18 protein-coding genes and 1 other RNA gene are annotated in these 17,169 nt (G+C 50.1%); 13 read left to right on the top strand and 6 right to left on the bottom strand.

What is annotated here, in order from left to right; all coding sequences use genetic code 11:
* Nucleotides 1-11 precede the first annotated feature (11 nt).
* Nucleotides 12-1,622: a degradosome RNA helicase CshA gene (gene cshA / locus OHJ21_RS15550; RefSeq protein ID WP_100538489.1), complete on the top strand. Its 1,611-nt coding sequence runs from the start codon at nt 12-14 to the stop codon at nt 1,620-1,622.
* Nucleotides 1,623-1,815: 193 nt separating this feature from the next.
* Here cshA and OHJ21_RS15545 read toward each other — a convergent pair whose 3' ends face one another.
* The gene (locus OHJ21_RS15545) at nt 1,816-1,920 is read right to left on the bottom strand and encodes a YjcZ family sporulation protein (RefSeq protein ID WP_207797483.1); all 105 of its coding nucleotides are present in this window, start codon (nt 1,918-1,920) and stop codon (nt 1,816-1,818) included.
* 188 nt (nt 1,921-2,108) lie between these two features.
* On the opposite strand from OHJ21_RS15545, the gene OHJ21_RS15540 reads away from it, so the two are divergent.
* From OHJ21_RS15540 to OHJ21_RS15530, 3 genes are all read left to right on the top strand, one after another.
* Complete coding sequence (locus tag OHJ21_RS15540; protein ID WP_326113820.1) at nt 2,109-2,915, top strand: YesL family protein; 807 nt, start codon at nt 2,109-2,111, stop codon at nt 2,913-2,915.
* A 41-nt stretch (nt 2,916-2,956) separates the two neighbouring features.
* Nucleotides 2,957-3,148: non-coding RNA, 6S RNA (ssrS, locus tag OHJ21_RS15535), on the top strand.
* Between the two features lie 145 nt (nt 3,149-3,293).
* Nucleotides 3,294-3,686: a DUF1499 domain-containing protein gene (locus OHJ21_RS15530; RefSeq protein ID WP_486020473.1), complete on the top strand. Its 393-nt coding sequence runs from the start codon at nt 3,294-3,296 to the stop codon at nt 3,684-3,686.
* Between the two features lie 72 nt (nt 3,687-3,758).
* Here the strand turns inward: OHJ21_RS15530 and tpx are convergent, their stop codons facing one another.
* A complete protein-coding gene (gene tpx / locus OHJ21_RS15525) occupies nt 3,759-4,277 on the bottom strand; it encodes a thiol peroxidase (RefSeq protein WP_071223106.1) in 519 nt (172 codons plus the stop codon).
* Nucleotides 4,278-4,397: 120 nt separating this feature from the next.
* Between tpx and OHJ21_RS15520 the strand changes: the two genes are divergently transcribed.
* Complete coding sequence (locus OHJ21_RS15520; protein WP_100538487.1) at nt 4,398-5,012, top strand: rhomboid family intramembrane serine protease; 615 nt, start codon at nt 4,398-4,400, stop codon at nt 5,010-5,012.
* Nucleotides 5,013-5,102: 90 nt separating this feature from the next.
* The gene (gltC, locus tag OHJ21_RS15515) at nt 5,103-6,038 is read left to right on the top strand and encodes a glutamate biosynthesis transcriptional regulator GltC (RefSeq protein ID WP_100538486.1); all 936 of its coding nucleotides are present in this window, start codon (nt 5,103-5,105) and stop codon (nt 6,036-6,038) included.
* 100 nt (nt 6,039-6,138) lie between these two features.
* Here the strand turns inward: gltC and OHJ21_RS15510 are convergent, their stop codons facing one another.
* On the bottom strand, nt 6,139-6,819 hold the full coding sequence (locus tag OHJ21_RS15510) for a zinc metallopeptidase (RefSeq protein ID WP_009594846.1): 681 nt from the start codon (nt 6,817-6,819) through the stop codon (nt 6,139-6,141).
* 43 nt (nt 6,820-6,862) lie between these two features.
* Nucleotides 6,863-7,312: a MerR family transcriptional regulator gene (locus OHJ21_RS15505; RefSeq protein ID WP_100538485.1), complete on the bottom strand. Its 450-nt coding sequence runs from the start codon at nt 7,310-7,312 to the stop codon at nt 6,863-6,865.
* A 315-nt stretch (nt 7,313-7,627) separates the two neighbouring features.
* Between OHJ21_RS15505 and OHJ21_RS15500 the strand changes: the two genes are divergently transcribed.
* Genes OHJ21_RS15500 through OHJ21_RS15490 form a run of 3 tightly spaced genes read left to right on the top strand, consistent with a single transcriptional unit; the run spans nt 7,628 to nt 10,932 of the window.
* Nucleotides 7,628-9,067, top strand: coding sequence for an ammonium transporter (locus tag OHJ21_RS15500; protein ID WP_100538484.1), 1,440 nt, complete (start codon nt 7,628-7,630; stop codon nt 9,065-9,067).
* A 48-nt stretch (nt 9,068-9,115) separates the two neighbouring features.
* A complete protein-coding gene (locus tag OHJ21_RS15495; RefSeq protein ID WP_486020472.1) occupies nt 9,116-10,195 on the top strand; it encodes a DUF294 nucleotidyltransferase-like domain-containing protein in 1,080 nt (359 codons plus the stop codon).
* On the top strand, nt 10,192-10,932 hold the full coding sequence (locus OHJ21_RS15490; protein WP_100538482.1) for a 3'-5' exonuclease: 741 nt from the start codon (nt 10,192-10,194) through the stop codon (nt 10,930-10,932). Before OHJ21_RS15495 ends, OHJ21_RS15490 begins: the two co-directional genes overlap by 4 nt.
* Nucleotides 10,933-10,965: 33 nt before the next feature.
* Here the strand turns inward: OHJ21_RS15490 and OHJ21_RS15485 are convergent, their stop codons facing one another.
* Nucleotides 10,966-11,505 carry a M67 family metallopeptidase gene (locus OHJ21_RS15485; RefSeq protein WP_486020471.1) on the bottom strand — a complete coding sequence of 180 codons (540 nt, stop codon included), beginning with the start codon at nt 11,503-11,505 and terminating at the stop codon, nt 10,966-10,968.
* Nucleotides 11,506-11,986: 481 nt separating this feature from the next.
* Between OHJ21_RS15485 and OHJ21_RS15480 the strand changes: the two genes are divergently transcribed.
* Nucleotides 11,987-12,538: a TlpA family protein disulfide reductase gene (locus tag OHJ21_RS15480; RefSeq protein ID WP_486020470.1), complete on the top strand. Its 552-nt coding sequence runs from the start codon at nt 11,987-11,989 to the stop codon at nt 12,536-12,538.
* A 102-nt stretch (nt 12,539-12,640) separates the two neighbouring features.
* Here the strand turns inward: OHJ21_RS15480 and cimA are convergent, their stop codons facing one another.
* Complete coding sequence (cimA, locus tag OHJ21_RS15475) at nt 12,641-14,257, bottom strand: citramalate synthase (RefSeq protein ID WP_100538479.1); 1,617 nt, start codon at nt 14,255-14,257, stop codon at nt 12,641-12,643.
* 253 nt (nt 14,258-14,510) lie between these two features.
* Here cimA and OHJ21_RS15470 point away from each other — a divergent pair, with 253 nt between their 5' ends.
* The 3 genes from OHJ21_RS15470 (at nt 14,511) to OHJ21_RS15460 (ending at nt 17,135) form a co-directional block, all read left to right on the top strand.
* Nucleotides 14,511-15,341 (top strand): MBL fold metallo-hydrolase, encoded by an 831-nt coding sequence (locus tag OHJ21_RS15470; RefSeq protein ID WP_486020469.1) that lies wholly within the window; start codon nt 14,511-14,513, stop codon nt 15,339-15,341.
* A gap of 37 nt (nt 15,342-15,378) precedes the next feature.
* Entirely contained in the window at nt 15,379-16,710 is a 1,332-nt protein-coding gene (locus OHJ21_RS15465; RefSeq protein WP_486020467.1) for a DNA polymerase IV, read from the top strand.
* A gap of 185 nt (nt 16,711-16,895) precedes the next feature.
* Nucleotides 16,896-17,135: a ferredoxin gene (locus OHJ21_RS15460; protein WP_009594795.1), complete on the top strand. Its 240-nt coding sequence runs from the start codon at nt 16,896-16,898 to the stop codon at nt 17,133-17,135.
* The last annotated feature ends 34 nt before the right edge of the window (nt 17,136-17,169 follow it).

Genomic DNA, 17,169 nt, shown 5'->3' with positions numbered 1-17,169 from the left:
GTATGAACCTATTGAAAAATTTCGCAGATTTTGGCTTGGAGCCGCGCGTGCTGCAAGCAATTACCGAACTTGGCTTTGAGGAAGCCACACCGATTCAATCCCAATCAATTCCGATTGCCCTTACCGGCAAGGATATGATTGGACAAGCACAGACAGGTACTGGTAAGACAGCAGCATTCGGCCTTCCTCTTATCCACAAAATCGCCAAGGAAGAGGAGCGTATCGTCGCTCTCATTATGACACCGACCCGTGAACTTGCCATCCAGGTTGCTGAAGAAATCGGTAAACTGTCCCGTTTTAAAGGAATTCGTTCCTTGGCTATTTATGGCGGACAGGATATCGGGCGTCAGATCCGCGCTTTGAAAAAGAAGCCTCAAATCATTATCGGCACACCAGGTCGACTACTTGACCACATCAACAGAAAAACCATCCGACTTGATGATGTCCAAACGGTTGTATTGGATGAAGCGGATGAAATGCTGGACATGGGCTTCATGGAAGATATTCAGTCGATCCTTAAGCTTGTTCCTGAAGAACGTCAAACCTTGCTGTTCTCCGCAACTATGCCGGCTAACATTCAGAAGTTGGCATCCCAGTTCCTTAAAGAACCTGAGCATGTATCCGTTATTCCTAAGCACGTTAGTGCACCTCTGATTGACCAAGCATATATCGAAGTTCCTGAACGTCAAAAATTCGAAGCCTTGAGCCGCCTTCTGGATATGGAATCGCCTGAGCTTGCGATTGTATTCGGACGCACGAAGCGCCGGGTAGACGAACTGGCAGAAGCTCTGCAAAAACGCGGCTACTCTGCAGACGGTCTCCATGGTGACCTGTCCCAACACCAACGTGATACCGTTATGCGTAAATTCCGTGACGGCAGCATTGATGTTCTCGTAGCGACAGATGTGGCTGCACGTGGTCTCGACGTATCGGGCGTTACCCATGTTGTGAACTTTGACTTGCCGCAAGATCCGGAAAGTTATGTACACCGTATCGGACGTACAGGCCGTGCGGGTAAAGAAGGTACAGCTTGGTCCTTCGTAACTCCTCGTGAGATGGATCATCTGTACTTCATCGAGCGTGTGACTCGTCACCGTATTCCACGTAAACCTTTGCCTACGATCGCTGAAGCGATTGAAGGTAAACAACGGATCATCGCTGAGCGTGTGCTTGAAATCATTGAGCAGGGCGAATTGACCGAGTATAAAGGTCTTGCCATTCAATTGCTGGAGCAGTACGATTCCGTACAATTGCTGGCAGCTGCAATGAAAATCCTGACGGGTGACAAGAAGGAAGGCTCCGATATTCACTTGACTCCGGAAGATCCGATCCGCGCAAAGCGCCGGAAGCCGGATATTCGAAGTGGCCGCAAGCCAAGCGGAGGCTATGGCGGACGCAGCAACAGCGGTGGCGGCGGCTATCGTCGTGAAGGCGGTAGCGGTGGCGGTGGTAACCGTGGCGGCTACTCCAAAGGTGGATACAACCGTGATGGCGGCAGCAGCAGTTATGGCAACCGCGATGGCGGTGGCTACAACCGTGACCGCAGCAATAGCGGTGACCGTAAACCTCGTTCCTACAGCGGCGGCGGCGAACGTCGTCCTAACCGGGGCGGAGACGAATAGTATTTAAAGGTTAACTTCTTCTGAAATGAAGTAACCGAACACCAAAAGACGAAGCAGCTGCTCACACCAAGTGGAGCCGCGCTTCGTCTTTTGTTCATGTTTAAAGAAGATGCACCCAAGGTGCATCCCCTTTAAACTCGCAGTTTTAGAGCAGTAACATCCGATCTGTTTCACTTCATGACTCAAAGAGACATTAGATGTAGAATGTGCTGAGAATAATGACAAGGAGAATAAACAGAACTAGGACAATTCCAACATTATTTCCGTAGCCGTAACCGCCGCCACCTTCACAAGACATACATAATCCCTCCTCTTTAAATTTGGAAATTCAAGTTTGTTGAACGGATTACGAGATATCGTATGGGGAAACCAAGGCGATGGATTGGACATTCACCCAGATGCGTTTAAATTAGGCTCTGGCAATGCATGTACCAAATAAGGTATATTAATAGATACATGCATGATTTGAGTGAGGAGGAAACGGATTTGGAAATGAAAGGAGCCATGGGTGGCTTATACAAGCTCACCGAGTGGATTACCCGTATTGCTTTTTCGAACATCTTGTGGGTTATTTGTACATCGCCTTTCCTGTTTATCGTTCTAACCAAATTCCTGATGGCCGTTCAGACACCGGAGGCGCATAATGAGCAGCTGCTGTCCAACTGGGTTCTGGGAATATTATCACCGTTTGTTTTGTTTCCGGCTACGGCGGCTTTATTTACCGTTGTACGCAAATGGGTAATGGGCAATCCGGATGTGTCCGTATTTAAAACGTTTTTCAAGGGTTATAAGGAAAATTACAAGCAGAGCATGATCGGCGGTATTTTTTATACGCTGCTGTTCGTGATTATGTACGTGGATTACACGGTTTATATGACGCAGCTTGATGGTTTCCAGCTTGTCGGCATTGTGATGCTCGTGCTGCTTATCGTGCTGTTTGTCTCCCTGTTCAACTTCTTCTCCATGGCCGTTCATTATGAGATGAAAACGACGCAGCTGTTGAAAAATGCGGTGCTGCTGACATTGATTCGTCCGTTCCGCGTATTTTCGACTTTGATCGGAAGCGCTGTCTTGGCGTATATCGGCACGCAAATGCCGGTGCTGTTCGTGTTCTTCCTGTTCTGCCTGATGGCATTGTTCGCGTTCTTTAACTTCTATGCCACCTTCACCAAAATGCAGGAACAGCAGGAGAAGATGAAGAAAGCCGAGGAAGAGGAGTCCGAAACCGAACAAGCCCTTCTTGAAAGCATGGATTCTGCCAAAAAGGGAGAGAACGGATCGAACCTTAAATAATGCGAGGTTTACTTTTCCGGCAAAACCCCCTATAATAAGACTACATCCTGCGATGTTCGTTTCGGTTTTCCGTTGTTTTGAACCAATGACGATGTCTAGGGAGATCTATACGTAATCGTGGCTGAAATGCCCTGTCTATATGACAAGGGGAATTCATAAGCGGTTCTGCGGTCACCCACCTGCTAATGCAGGTTCGAAGACAATGTTTACCGGACGGCATAGGCGGGTTTCGTTTAACCAATGAATGGGCACCTCTTTTATTTCGAATTCGAAGTGAAAGAGGTGTCTTTTTGCTATATATAAAGGTTTGCTGAAAGCATAAACAATGTTAAACTAGAGTATGGAAAGGAACGGTCATTTATAAAGGAGGAACGGTCTTTGTCATTAAAACGAGTTCTAATTGGTATCGTGCGCAGCTATGACGGCACAAGCGACCGTGCTAAAGATCCCAAGCTGAAGACGCGTTATTACAATCTTTCAAAAGAAAAGTGTTTTGAAGAGGTTTCCTCGACACTGAAAAAAATTCCGGGTTACAAAGTTCTGCATGAGGTTAAATCCGTGGGAGAAATCACGCTCGAGAAAAGAACCTCGTTTGGACGTACACTGGACATTACCGTATCCGTGCTCGGCATCAGTCCGGTTCGCAGCGCAGTTGATATGTATTCGGCGTCCCGCGGTTCCCTAGGGGATCTGGGAGCGAACTACCGGGTTATCTTGAACCTGTACACTGTTCTGGATAAAAAACTGAGCAAGTATAAAGTGGATGCTTAGTAGAATAAGAAAAAGCGGGAGAGCTGCTCTCCCGCTTTTTAAAAGTGTGCAGTGTATGTAGCCTTTGGCGTGTTACCGCAAAGATTTTACTGCATCGATCGCGGCTTCGTAATTCGGGTGCTCCGTCATTTCACCAAGGTATTCTACATAGGTGATGGTATCGTTAGTATCCACGACGAAGATCGAACGCATGTCGAGCTGGAATTCCTTGATAAGCACGCCGTACGCTTCACCGAAAGAACGCGATTTATAGTCGGATAGCGTAATGACCCGGTCAACGCCTGCAGCTCCGCACCAACGGGCTTGGGCGAACGGAAGGTCGGCACTGATCGTAAGGATCACCACATCATCGCCTAGACCAGCTGCTTCTTCATTGAAACGGCGCGTCTGAGCATCGCATACCCCGGTGTCGAGGGAAGGAACGACACTGATCAGCTTGATTTTACCGGCATAATCTTTAAGAGATACGTCTTCGAGCAGGTTTTTGCTCACTGTAAAATCCGGCGCGGCATCACCAGCCTTGAGCTGTGGTCCGATGAGTGTAATAGGATTGCCTTTAAAAGTGGCAGCTCCTGAACGTTCTTGAGCCATGAGAAATCTCCTCCTTGGATATCAAAGTTTGGTGATCAGGTTCATGGTACATTATAATCTTTTTAAAAAGGGAATGTCCACTATGGGCACCCCTGCCTGGTTTAGGATGAGGAGGATGCTATGATATTCGTACGTTATGAAAATTGGAAAAGTTATTTGCGTTATTATCCCGTTACATCGCTGCTGCTTGTGATCAACCTGGTGATGTTTGTAATTACATCCTTTGACGGCGGTTCCAGAAACCCGGTTACGCTGCTGAAATATGGAGCTTTATCGGATTTGCCGCAGTTCGTTGATCAGGCATGGAGATACTTTACGGCGATGTTCCTCCATAACGGATTTGACCACTTTTTGTTCAACAGCTTCGCACTGCTGGTATTTGTTCCCCCGCTGGAGAGAATCATGGGGAGCTGGAAATTTGCCATTCTGTATCTGCTCAGCGGTGTTCTCGGTAATGTAATCGGATTGGCTTATTATGAGCGCATGGAGGACTATACCTTCCTTGTAGGCGCCTCAGGAGCCATATACGGAGCTTATGGCGCTTATCTGTACATCGCCCTGTTCCAGCGGCATGTCATGGATGAGTCGTCCCGCAAGACGCTGTTCACCCTGCTTATTCTGGGGATACTGTTCTCGTTTACACCAGGGGTCAGCCTTGTAGCACATGTCGGCGGATTGGTAGGCGGATTTTTCCTCTACGGTCTCATGATTCGATTATTTAAACGTCGAACATAATCGGACCTTAGAGGGTCTGTTATAATAGAATTGGATGATTTGATAAAGTCTTCAAGTCTTCTAGGGAATAAGAATGGAGCGATAAAAGGCGTGGAATTACGACAGTTGCAATACTTTGTAAAGGTTGCGCAAAAGGAACACGTTACCCAAGCGGCAGAAGAGCTTCATGTGGCTCAATCAGCCGTCAGCCGTCAAATACATCAGCTGGAAGAAGAGCTTGGTGTTAATTTGTTCATGCAAAAAGGCCGGAATCTGCAGTTAACCCCGGTAGGTCAGCTTTTTTGCAAACGGGTGGAGAGCATTATGAAGGATTTGGACCGTGCGGTCGTCGAGATACATGAATTTCTGGACCCGGAGCAGGGGGAAATCCGCATCGGATTCCCTCACAGCCTGGGCATCCATTTGATTCCGTCCATTGTGGCTGAATTCCGGAAGAAGTACCCGAACGTGAAGTTCCGGTTCAAGCAGGGGATGTTCCCGACACTGATCCGGGACGTGGTCGGGGCTGAAGTGGACTTGGCATTTGTGTCTCCGTTTCCGGATCGCCATGATCAAGTGGACGGAGATATCGTCTTGACAGAGGAGCTGTTTGCGATCCTGCCGCCGAATCACCCGCTTGCGGGGGAGCAGACCATCAAGCTGGAGCAATTAAAGGAGGAGCGTTTTGTGCTGTTCAGCAAAGGCTACTCCTTGCGCCCGATCGTATGGCATGCCTGCCTGGAAGCCGGGTTCACGCCGAAAATTGCTTTTGAAGGCGAGGAGACGGATACGATCCGCGGGCTGGTTGCGGCCGGCATGGGGGTCAGCCTGCTTCCTGAAATGGCGCTGTTCCAGACGAATCCGCTGCAGCCAGCACGCGTCCGGATCTCGGAGCCGAAGGTAACGCGTTCCATCGGTCTGATTCACCGCGCGGACGAGAAGCTGCCACCGGTTGCGCAAGCCTTCCGTGCGTTTTTGCTTCAATATTTTGGCATTGATCCGTCGCCGAAAAAGGAAGGTGCAGGGACTGACGCATCAACTCCCTAACCTGGCTTCATTAATCAAAAATAACATATAAAAAAGAGGGCTTTCCTTCTCCACCCATCCATGGTAGAGAGGAAAGCCCTTTGTTGTTGTGCGTATTGGTTTATTCCCGGTTGCTCGTAAAGATCATGATATACCGGATCAACTCGAGCAGAGAGATCAAGGCTGCAGCGACGTAGGTCAGGGCCGCGGCGTTCAATACTTTAGCAACTCCGCGTTCTTCGTCATTGGCGATATAGCCTTCTTGAACCATCAGCTGACGGGCACGGTTACTTGCGTTAAACTCGACCGGCAGGGTGACAAGCTGGAAGGCAACGGCGCAAGAGAAGAAGATAATGCCGAGACCGACCAGGTTCATGGCTTGGAACAGGAATCCGGCAATCAAGAGAAACGGAGCGATACCCGATGCGAAGTTAACGACCGGGAACATCTTGTGACGGGCTACAAGCATCGGATAGTGCTCGGCATGCTGGATCGCATGGCCGACCTCGTGACAAGCAACCGAGACGGCCGAGATGGTACGTTCATAATAAACGGGCTCTGACAAGCGCACAACGCGTTTGGTCGGATCATAGTGGTCGGAGAGCGTGCCTGGCACCGGTTCAATCGGCACGTCGTGGAGTCCGTTGGCATCCAGCATATGCCGGGCCGCATCGTATCCGGTCATGCCGGTGCTGTTCTCAACCTTGGCCCATTTGTTAAATGTGCCTTTAACCCGGAACTGAGCCCAGAGCGAGAATATAAAAGCGATAATAATGAGAATAAACATCCAGTCAGAATACATGTATCATACCCCCATACAAAGTTGTTATTTGGTTCTTCACCATTTACATCGAAGTGAACTGGTTCAGCAAGATTTGTAGCGACTCGATGCAAGCAGCCCCTTTAGGAAGAATGTTAGCGAGTACCTCCCGGGCTTGACTTGGCTTTAATTCACTTAGAAGCGGGTTGAGTTCCTTCACATCCCGTTCCAGCTGTTTCATCTGTATTTCGAGCTTAGTTAGCTTCTCCGTCATTTCGGAATCATCGGGAACCGACTTCCAGCGATCCAGCCTCTCCTTAATCTCATCGAGAGTATATTTCTCTTGCTTTAACTGATTAATACGTTCGAGAGTGCTTAAGGTTTCAGAACTGTACAACCGGTAGTTTTTTAACGTCCGTTTCTCAGGGGAGATCAAACCCAGCTTCGTATAGTAGTCAATGGTTCTTTCGCTGATTCCGGCAACCTTGGCCAGCTCACCGATCCGGAAAAGGTTTCCTCTCGTGATCCCCATCATTCATCACCTCACAAGCTTTCATTGAATGGACATTAATGAATGCATTTATATTTTCATTTTAATAGAAATATGATACATGATCATGAACCATACAGTCAAACGTCATAGTTGTGACAAAAAACCTTGAAGCTTAGTCTTTACTTAACTATACAGGATGTTAGACGATTTGCACTGTATGCACTTAATGTTAGATTATATTACATAAGTGAAGTTTATTTTGAAAAAAACCGTTGCGGATTTTCATTCTCCCCCCTATAATGACAATATGAATTCAAGGTGATGTTATATTAGTTTACATTAAGGGGAGTGTAAAACATGAAAAAAAGATGGCTAGGTTTAATGGCGGGAGTAATCGCATTGCTTGCATTCCCGGCGAGCGCGTTCGCCGCTGATGGGGGAGCCACGAATGTTGAATTAACGGCTGGCTTGAACTCCGTGTTCGTATTCTTGGCAGCATTGCTCGTATTCTTCATGCAAGCAGGGTTCGCATTGCTGGAAGCCGGATCGGTTCGTATGAAGAATGCAGGCCACGTTGCAGGTAAAACCTTCCTGACCTTCGGCATTTCAATCGTCGCCTTCTGGGCGCTAGGGTTTGGCCTGGCATTCGGTAACGGGAACAGCTTTTTCGGATTTGAAGGTTTTTTCTTAAGCGGCGACAATGCGGCCGGCTCTTTTGATTCCTTGTCCGCTTACGATGTGCCAACAACCATTATGTTTCTGTTCCATTTATCCTTTGCAGCTGTATCCTTGGCTATCGCTTGCGGAGGTATGGCCGAACGGGCGAAACTCAGCGTTTATATCGTGTTCGGTTTGCTGTTCACCATCGTGATTTACCCGATTGTTGCTCACTGGGTATGGGGCGGCGGCTGGCTCGGGGCTCTGGGTATGCAGGACTTTGCCGGATCGACGGTTGTTCACTTGACAGGCGCTACAGCTGCGTTGGTGGCTACCGTTCTTCTGAAGCCTCGACTTGGCAAATATAATAAGGACGGGAAGCCTAACAGCATTCCGGGTCACAACCAAGTGTTATCGGTACTCGGCGTTTTCATCATCTGGATCGGCTGGTTCGGATTTAATCCAGGCAGCACCATCTCCGCACTCACGGACGGCTTCTTCGGATTTGTGGCATTAAACACGAATATCGCAGCTGCGGCAGGTGCGCTTGCGGCGTTGCTGATCTCTTGGGCGGTTCTGGGCAAAGCGGACATTCCCAGCATGCTAAACGGTATTCTCGCCGCATTCGTTGCGATCACGGGGGCTTGTGCATTCGTGGAACCTTGGGCGGCTGTCGTTATCGGTGCGGTTGCCGGTACGATTACCTTCTTTACGGCTCAGTGGTTTGACCGCAAAGGCATTGATGATCCTGTATATGCATTCTCCGTACATGGTATTGCCGGGATGTGGGGTGCCGTATCCACCGGTTTGTTCGCAGCACCGAGACTTGTTGAAATTACAGGCGTAGGCAAAGAAGGCTTGTTCTACGGCGGGGGCTTCGGTCAGCTTGGCGTTCAGCTTTTGGGCCTGGTCGGCACGTTTGCATTCGTTCTCGTGATCTCATTCATCATTCTGTATATCATGAAAGTTACGATGGGTATCCGCGTAACGGAGGAAGAAGAATTGGTGGGTCTTGATATCAGTGAACACGGAACTTACGGATATCCGGAGCAAATGAAACTTCTAGCGGAATCGGAAGGGAAGTCCCCTGAGTTTCGTTCCGGGGGCAAAGCGGTACCTGGAAGCGACACGGCTTTATAAGTACTAAATTCTAGATGGTTCATGAATATGTAATAAGGAGGCCGCGGCATGAAACCTCTGAAATCCGTCAATCTGTTTCCGGTATTCTCGGAAATTCAGACAGCAGCAACAGCCCAGCAATTACGAGATGAACGGATCGTTTGTCAGAACCATCTGATCGAGATGCGTCATGACATGGAGCTGAGAGAGTGGATCGCATCCGTCAATACGATGCACGATCTGATTGGACAGCGTGCCGCGGCAATCTGTGAGCAGGACATGTGGGAGGCTGGCTTGGGCCGGCCTCCTGCGCGTTATGCGTTTGTTGCTTTTGGCAGCAGCGGAAGACAGGAAGCGATGCTGTGGAGCGATCAGGACAACGGTTTGATCATTGGCGATGAGCTGGAGGAGGATCAGCTTCCCTTTTTTCGGGAATATGGCCTTCGGCTGGTGAATCTGCTGGAGTATGCAGGCTATCCCAAATGTTCGGGAAAGGTGATGTGTTCCGAACCCTTATGGAGCAAAAAGCTTGGCGATTGGAAAAATCAGATTAGCGAGTGGTGTGGAGATCAGCAGTGGGAGCCGATTCGCAATTTCATCATCGCTTCGGATCTGCGTCATATAGCGGGAGATGGCGAGCTATCGGAGGCTTGGACCGACCATTTCCGGAGCTCGGTCGAGCTGCATCCGAACATCGGCTATGCCGTACTGCGAAACACGGTCAAGCACAAGGCAACGCTTAATGTTATGGGGCGAATTGTGACGGAGCGGTTTGGTGAGCATGCCGGTGAATTTGACGTAAAGTATGGCGTCTACATTCCCCTTGTGAACAGCATCCGCACGATGGCGCTGCAAAGAGGCATCACCGAAACCTCGACGCAAAAGCGGATGGAGAAGGTCATGCTGCTTGAGGGCGGCAATTTGCTGCTGGAAAGCGTACAGCGTGCTTTCTTGACGGCTCTTCGATTGAGGAATAACACGCCCCATCGGGTGGAGAACGGGCTGATCACCAGCAGCGGGTATATTTCGCAGGAGCAGCTCAAGAACAAAACCATGCAGTACGAGCTTCGCGATACGCTTGGCGTTGTCAGACGGATACACCGGTCATTGCAGCGAGAGCACCGTTTTGCGGAGAGGAGGAACCCATGACTGAACCGGGACAATCGAACGGGGGCTTCTGGAGATCGCTCCGTTCGGGTAACTTTAATTCCGCCATCGCTTCCATGCGCGGGGCGCAGACGGCGCAGCAGCTGGCCTTCATCCGATCCCAGATGAAGGATAACCGGAGGCCGGAGGTGCTGGGTACCCCGCTGGACGAGCTGGAGGTTGTCGTATTTGATCTCGAGACGACCGGGTTCAATCACCAGCACGGTGATGAGATTTTGTCATTCGGTGCAACCAAGGTCATCGGGGAGCAAGTGATTGAGAACGAAACCTTTCATATGATCGTTAACAGCGGTGCTCCTGTTCCTCCATTCATTGCTGAGCTGACAGGCATTACGCAGCATATGGTTGATGCAGCCCCGCCTTTAATGGAGGGGCTGCATGATTTCATGGCTTTTATAGGAGGCAGGGTGCTTGTTGCCCATGCCGCTGCGCATGACCGCGGATTCCTGAACGCAGCCTTGTGGAAGACATCGAAGGTTCGATTAACCCACCGGCTCCTTGATACGATGATGCTTGCGCAGAGATTATATCCTGAGCAGAAGGACTACAGTCTGGATGAGCTGCTGCGAAGCAGCGGCATTCCGGTGGAGGGCAGACATCATGCTCTGTCCGACGCGCGCATGACCGCCCGGCTGTGGGCGGATTATATGCAAGAAATTCAGGCGCGCGGCCATGCAACCACGCTTGGAGATTTGTATGTCTATTTAAGCGAGGCGTAAACCCCGAGCATGATGGCTGCACGCGATAGCTCATTATTCGCTTTGGATTTTGCAAGGAATCGGGGCGAGGGAGTAGCATTTCGATCCCGAATGCCCCCAGGAATTGGATGGCAGATCGCTGGTTAATTCTGAGGCTTCTGTTCCCTGAATAATTTTGTAGGCATGAAGCTGCAGTGGTTTCAAGCCTGGAGCATATGAAGTTGAAGCTGCAGGAGATCCGATGGCATATACCTGAAGCAGTCCGCCGAAGGATGGAAGCTGCAGCAGATCCTCTTCGGACGGCTCAGGGGATGTGTACGGGTGACTGTGAAACAAACCGACGATTCGTTTTTCCGTCATAACCAAGCGGGTCCATTGAACAGGATCCAGATGAAAAGAATGCAGCGGAAACTCCGCTGTATTTTTTACGGGAATAAATTGTGTAACGGTTACCGCTCGGCTTGTTGCGCTGGAGTGCCCGATAAGGACACCACAAGCCTCCTCTGGCAGACAATGATACGTATAGTCCGATATATGCTGTTGTACCGCCGCGTGCAGCAGAAGCTGCTCCAGGGCCGTGTCAGACGGGTTCATCTTTTTCCCTCCCGGGCTGTAATTGGAGTCGATCGCGTGTTTGAAAGATTAGGGTTTCAGGGTACAATAGGGACTATAAGTGCGTGTTCAAAAAAGGTCGATTTTCAGCACCGAAGCTTATGCTTCCGATGTGCGTTTTTTCAAAACGCTTCAGTTGGATGAAGCTAGGGAGTGAGGAGCGGAGCGTACGTTTTGGGTACGTGAGCACCTAAGATGTTTCCGCAGGAAACATGACTTCGTAAGCATCCGCTTAGGCCCGGCTGAATTCAAGATTCGATGCCGAGCTGCTTGCTGATTCGCTTCGTGTTAGATATAGAATTTATGAGTTATCAGTGGAACTGATGAAATTCTATATCGCAAGAAAACCTACCTATGCATCGCGGTCGCTCATCCTTGAAGTGGCCTCGATAGAGGTTTTCTTATCAAAAGCGGACTTTTTGAACAACCTCTATAACTAAGTTTAGCAAAGGAACCTATACCTATGAAACGAAATATCATCATTCTCGTCCTGCTTGTTGTCGCGGCAGGCGCTGTAATCTATAATCAAGCCGGCGACAATATCCAGGCCGTCTTCATGCAGGAGAAGCCGCTCCCGACAGAGACAGGTGCCAAGGCCGGGCTGCTTGCCCCTACCTTCACGTTAAAGGGGATGGACGACAAGACATATTCCGGCGGCGGAGCGCGCGATAAAGCGATGGTCGTCAATTTCTGGGCATCATGGTGTGAACCGTGCAAGCAAGAAGCCCCGGAGCTTGATAAGTTGGCAGCGGAATATGCAGATGAGCTGGAAATCTACGGCGTGAACGTGTCCAAGTATGACAATGAGAAAAAAGCCCGTCAATTCGTTAAGGATTTTGAACTCCGGTATCCGATCCTTCTCGATCCCAAAGGAGAAGTGTTCGAGGAGTTGTATAAAGGCCAGGTCTTCCCGACGAATGTGCTGATTGATCGGAACGGCGTGATCCAGGAAATCATTCTTGGCGCTCCGGATCCCAAGGATCTTCGCAAAAAGGTAGCCAAGCTGTTGAATTAATTGTGAAGCGACAAGCGGCGGAAACACCCGGAAACACCAAAAAAAGCGCGGCCACCATGTTCATGACATGGCGGATACGCGCTTTTTATATTGAACGCAGCCTTAGTGATTAACCAACCCTTGCCTTGCCGCGGACTCATGCACCTGTTCCGGTGAGATTTGGCCGAGGAGCGCATAGCGCATACTGTCCACCAGCGCTTCCCAGCTCGCCTCAATGACGTTGCTGGAGACCCCGACGGTGTTCCAGGAATTCTCAAAGTTCTTGGATTCGATCAGCACCCGTACTTTGGCTGCCGTCGCATCCTTGTCATCCAGCACCCTTACCTTATAGTCAGCAAGATGCATTTCCTTAAGTGTCGGGAAGTATTGGACCAGTGCTTTACGCAGCGCGTTGTCAAGCGCATTGACCGGACCGTTGCCTTCTGCCGCGGTGTAGATGCTCTCGCCGGCAACGTTGACTTTGACGAAGGCTTCGGAGACGACGGGCTGGCCGGCTGATTTCTCTACCAGCATTTTGAAGGATTCAAAGGTAAACAATTCCTTGAGCTCTCCGTTCGCTTCCCGAAGAAGCAGCTCCAGGGAGGCATCTGCGCCCTCGAATTGATACCCTTCATGCTCAAGATCCTTGATCTTTCCGATAATATGCTTGGATTGTTCACTAGCCGGGTCAAAGTCAAGACCCATGTCCTGCGCCTTCGATACGATATTGCTCTGCCCCGCGAGCTCGGAGACCAGCACCCGCTGCTTGTTTCCGACCTTCTCCGGTTCGATATGCTCGTACGTTCTGGAATCGCGCAGGATCGCCGAAACGTGGATGCCACCCTTATGGGCGAAGGCGGCGTTGCCGACATACGGCTGGTTGACGGGCATGTTGACGTTGGCGATTTCACTGATATACCTTGCGGTATTCGTCAGCGTGCGGAGGTTATCGTCTCCGATGCACTCGTAACCCAGCTTTAACTGCAGATTCGGGATGATGGAGCACAGGTTCGCATTACCGCAACGCTCCCCGTAACCGTTCATCGTTCCCTGTACATGCTGGACACCAGCCTGTACGGCACTCAGGGTGTTGGCAACGGCAAGCTCGCAATCGTTGTGGGTATGAATGCCGAGCGGGGCGCCGGGCAATGGACCCGTTAAAGATGACACAATGCTCGAGATCTCGTGCGGGAGACTGCCGCCGTTCGTATCGCACATGACAAGCCAATCCGCACCTGCCTCCCGTGCTTTTGACAATACGGCAACAGCATACTCGGGATTGTTCTTATAGCCGTCAAAAAAGTGCTCGGCATCAAAAATCACTTCGAGGCCTTTTTGCTTCAGGAAGGCGATGGAATCATAGATCATGGCCAGATTCTCTTCGAGTGTCGTCTGAAGCGCGGTATGGACGTGGAAATCCCATGACTTCCCGACCAAAGTGGCCGCAGAAACACCGGATTCCAGAATTCGAAGCAGATTGGCATCCTGGTCGGCAATAGAGCCTTTGCGGCGCGTGCTGCCAAACGCGGTTACTTTTGAGGTTAGACCGAGATCCTGGACTCTTTTGAAAAATTCGATGTCCTTGCTGTTGCTTCCCGGGATACCGCCTTCAATATAATGAACACCAAGAGCATCGAGTTTCTTGGCGATTTTGACCTTGTCGTCCGCCGACAAGCTGATTCCTTCGCCTTGGGTTCCGTCGCGAAGTGTCGTATCAAAGATGGAAATGGACTTAGACATGATGTCCTCCTTTGGGTGTCCGGGATTGGACCGCATTGTTTATAATTTTGTATTATAGCATTTCTTTGCGGGAAAGTAACAGAGTAAAAAAACAAACGACCGATAGGGGCTTATTCTTGACCCCTGTTATGGGGAACGGTATGCTGGAGGCGTTAGGCTGGCTGGTAGTCATGCGTTCAACATAATCCTACGAACAAGACGTTAGAGGCACTCTTAATGTCTAAACAAGTTATAATGGAATGGGGCATATGCGATGATTCAATATTCTAATGACAAGGTGACGGTTTTTCAGAGTGCATTATTCCAAACAACTTCAACGGTCATCGAGCTGGATGATTGTATCATTATCATGGACCCGAACTGGCTGCCGCACGAAATCCGTGAAATTCAGGAGCATGTTAAGGCAGTCCGGGGAAACCGAGAAATATATCTGATCTTCACGCATGGGGACTATGACCACATTATCGGCTACAAGGCGTTTCCGGACGCCAAGACGATCGGGAGCGCGGGACTCAGGGATCACCCGGAGAAAGAGAAGAAATTGAAATTAATTCGTGAGTTTGATGCTTCCTATTATATTACTCGCGATTACCCCATAGAATTCCCCATGCTTGACTTCGTTATCGAGGAAGATGGGCAGCAGCTTATCCTCGGCTCTGCAACCTTGACGTTCTACAGAGCGCCCGGACACACGAAAGACGGCCTGTTTACCTTGGTTGACTCCGTTGGCGTATTTGCTGCGGGTGACTATTTATCCGATTTTGAGCTTCCCTTTATTTACGACAGCGCACTGGACTACGATGAAACGATTCGCAAAGCTTCATGGATTCTGAAGAAACATCCGGTATCCTTGCTGATTCCGGGGCATGGCCGGCATGCGACAAGTCGTTCCGACATGGAGCGAAGAGTGGAGACGGCCCGGAGCCACCTGGAACGTCTGCGACAGGCGGTTATGCATGGCGATGATGCGGCGCTTGACCGGCTGCAGCAGGAGCACGGATTCGGATCCGAATTTACAGCGGCATGTCATAAAGAAAACGTAAGAATCATTCAAACCGAACTCGAAAAAGAGGCCGGCAATTAATAGGAAGAACCGTACCAAAAGAAAGAAGGAATTCTGCGTGGGACATATCGACAATTATTATCCGGCCAGCGGCCGCGTTATACTTCATGTGGATATGAATGCATTCTATTGTTCTGTACACGAAGCGGAGGAGCCGGAGCGCTACCGGGGCAAACCCACGGCTGTTGCAGGCAGCATCGAGCTGCGAAAAGGCGTCATTGTTACCTGCTCCTATGCGGCACGGTCGCTCGGGATCCGCACTGGAATGAACGTGAGACAGGCGCTGCGGATTTACTCTGACCTGATGATCATCCAACCGAATTTTCATCTGTACCGCAAGTATTCCAATGCATTCATGAATATAGCTTATGCATATACGCCGCTGCTGGAAGCGACTTCGATTGACGAATGTTACCTGGATATAACGGGATCGAAGCAGTTCGGCACCCCCCTGGATATCGCCCGGGAGATCCAGGAGCGCATACGCGAGGAGCTGTCGCTGCCTTGCTCCGTCGGCATTGCTCCCAATAAACTGCTGGCCAAGATGGCCTCGGACATGAAAAAGCCCAACGGGCTGTCCGTGCTGCGGATACGGGATGTCCCGCAGGTGCTCTGGAACAGACCCTGTGCAGAGCTGTTCGGCATCGGGAGCAAGACCGCAGATAAGCTGCGTAAGCTGAACATCCAGACCATCGGACAGCTCGCCGCTGCCGATGAAGGCCTGCTGACCTCGACATTTGGCGTGATGGGGTCATGGATGAAACGGGCAGCCAGCGGCATCGACCATGCTCCTGTCAATGCGGAGCGGGAACAGAGCAAATCGATCGGACACACGACCACGCTCCCGCAGGATGTTACATCGGCGGAGGAGGCAAAAAGAGTGCTCCTGAATCTGAGCGATCAGGTAGCGCGCCGGCTCCGCAGGCAGGGTCTGATGACCAGCGGCATACAGATTACGCTGCGCACACCGGATATGAAGACCATTACCAGGTCGAGGCATCTGGTCATTCCGACGGAAAATACCGAGGATATCTACCGGGAAGCGTGCGAGCTGTACCACCGGCATTGGAAGCAGGATAAGCCCCTCCGTCTTCTTGGCGTTACGCTGCAGCAGCTTATCGCGAAGGAGGAATCCGCCATTCAGCTGGATTTGTTCGATTACGAGAAACAGCCGAAGAAAGAATCGCTCACCCGGGTTATGGACGAGCTGCGCAATAAATTCGGTGAGAGTGCAGTGCTGACCGCCGGCATGCTGGGAGATGATCCGTCGTCTTTAATCCGCAACCATAAGCGGAGAGGAACATCTTTACAGATGGATTTTGCAAGGGATCTGGGGAACGATAATAAAAATGCCGTCCAGCCAACCTCGAAGGACCCGGACATGGATTAGCCGTTTTTTGATAGTTGAAGCTCCTTCCATTCCTTAGAGCACAACTGATTTTTGTCGGAAAATGTTAGGAAATTTATTTGTATTCCTAAAAAAATTGTATTAATATATGTAGATGGTGGCGGGATACCGTCAGCTTATACTATGTTTATAAAGATGTTTATAGATATACAGGAGGAAGAGAGACTATGGCGAAGTTTACTTGGGTAGATAAAGATACCTGCATCGCTTGCGGCGCATGCGGCGCAACGGCACCCGATATTTACGATTACGACGACGAAGGCCTGGCAGAAGTCATTTTTGACGGAGACAACAACCGCGGGGTAACCGAAATTCCGGAAGATATGCATGACGATATGCTGGATGCCTGCGACGGCTGCCCAACAGATTCAATTCGGATTGCAGACGAGCCGTTTAACGCAGAATAACCAGTACCGCTTTAAGCCCTGATATTCCATCTTG

The organism is Virgibacillus sp. LDC1 (assembly GCF_025792345.1).
Classification (GTDB): Bacteria; Bacillota; Bacilli; order Paenibacillales; family Paenibacillaceae; genus Paenibacillus_AQ; species Paenibacillus_AQ lautus.
This window is presented reverse-complemented; position numbering and strand designations above follow the sequence as displayed.

Bases quoted from the DNA above. Each gene is read 5' to 3' on its own strand.
- OHJ21_RS15545 (WP_207797483.1), bottom strand. From the start codon at position 1,920: ATGTCTTGTGAAGGTGGCGGCGGTTACGGCTACGGAAATAATGTTGGA.
- tpx (WP_071223106.1), bottom strand. From the start codon at position 4,277: ATGGCTCAAGAACGTTCAGGAGCTGCCACTTTTAAAGGCAATCCTATT.
- OHJ21_RS15520 (WP_100538487.1), top strand. From the start codon at position 4,398: ATGATATTCGTACGTTATGAAAATTGGAAAAGTTATTTGCGTTATTAT.
- OHJ21_RS15510 (WP_009594846.1), bottom strand. From the start codon at position 6,819: ATGTATTCTGACTGGATGTTTATTCTCATTATTATCGCTTTTATATTC.
- OHJ21_RS15505 (WP_100538485.1), bottom strand. From the start codon at position 7,312: ATGATGGGGATCACGAGAGGAAACCTTTTCCGGATCGGTGAGCTGGCC.
- OHJ21_RS15500 (WP_100538484.1), top strand. From the start codon at position 7,628: ATGAAAAAAAGATGGCTAGGTTTAATGGCGGGAGTAATCGCATTGCTT.
- OHJ21_RS15495 (WP_486020472.1), top strand. From the start codon at position 9,116: ATGAAACCTCTGAAATCCGTCAATCTGTTTCCGGTATTCTCGGAAATT.
- OHJ21_RS15490 (WP_100538482.1), top strand. From the start codon at position 10,192: ATGACTGAACCGGGACAATCGAACGGGGGCTTCTGGAGATCGCTCCGT.
- OHJ21_RS15485 (WP_486020471.1), bottom strand. From the start codon at position 11,505: ATGAACCCGTCTGACACGGCCCTGGAGCAGCTTCTGCTGCACGCGGCG.
- OHJ21_RS15480 (WP_486020470.1), top strand. From the start codon at position 11,987: ATGAAACGAAATATCATCATTCTCGTCCTGCTTGTTGTCGCGGCAGGC.
- cimA (WP_100538479.1), bottom strand. From the start codon at position 14,257: ATGTCTAAGTCCATTTCCATCTTTGATACGACACTTCGCGACGGAACC.
- OHJ21_RS15470 (WP_486020469.1), top strand. From the start codon at position 14,511: ATGATTCAATATTCTAATGACAAGGTGACGGTTTTTCAGAGTGCATTA.
- OHJ21_RS15460 (WP_009594795.1), top strand. From the start codon at position 16,896: ATGGCGAAGTTTACTTGGGTAGATAAAGATACCTGCATCGCTTGCGGC.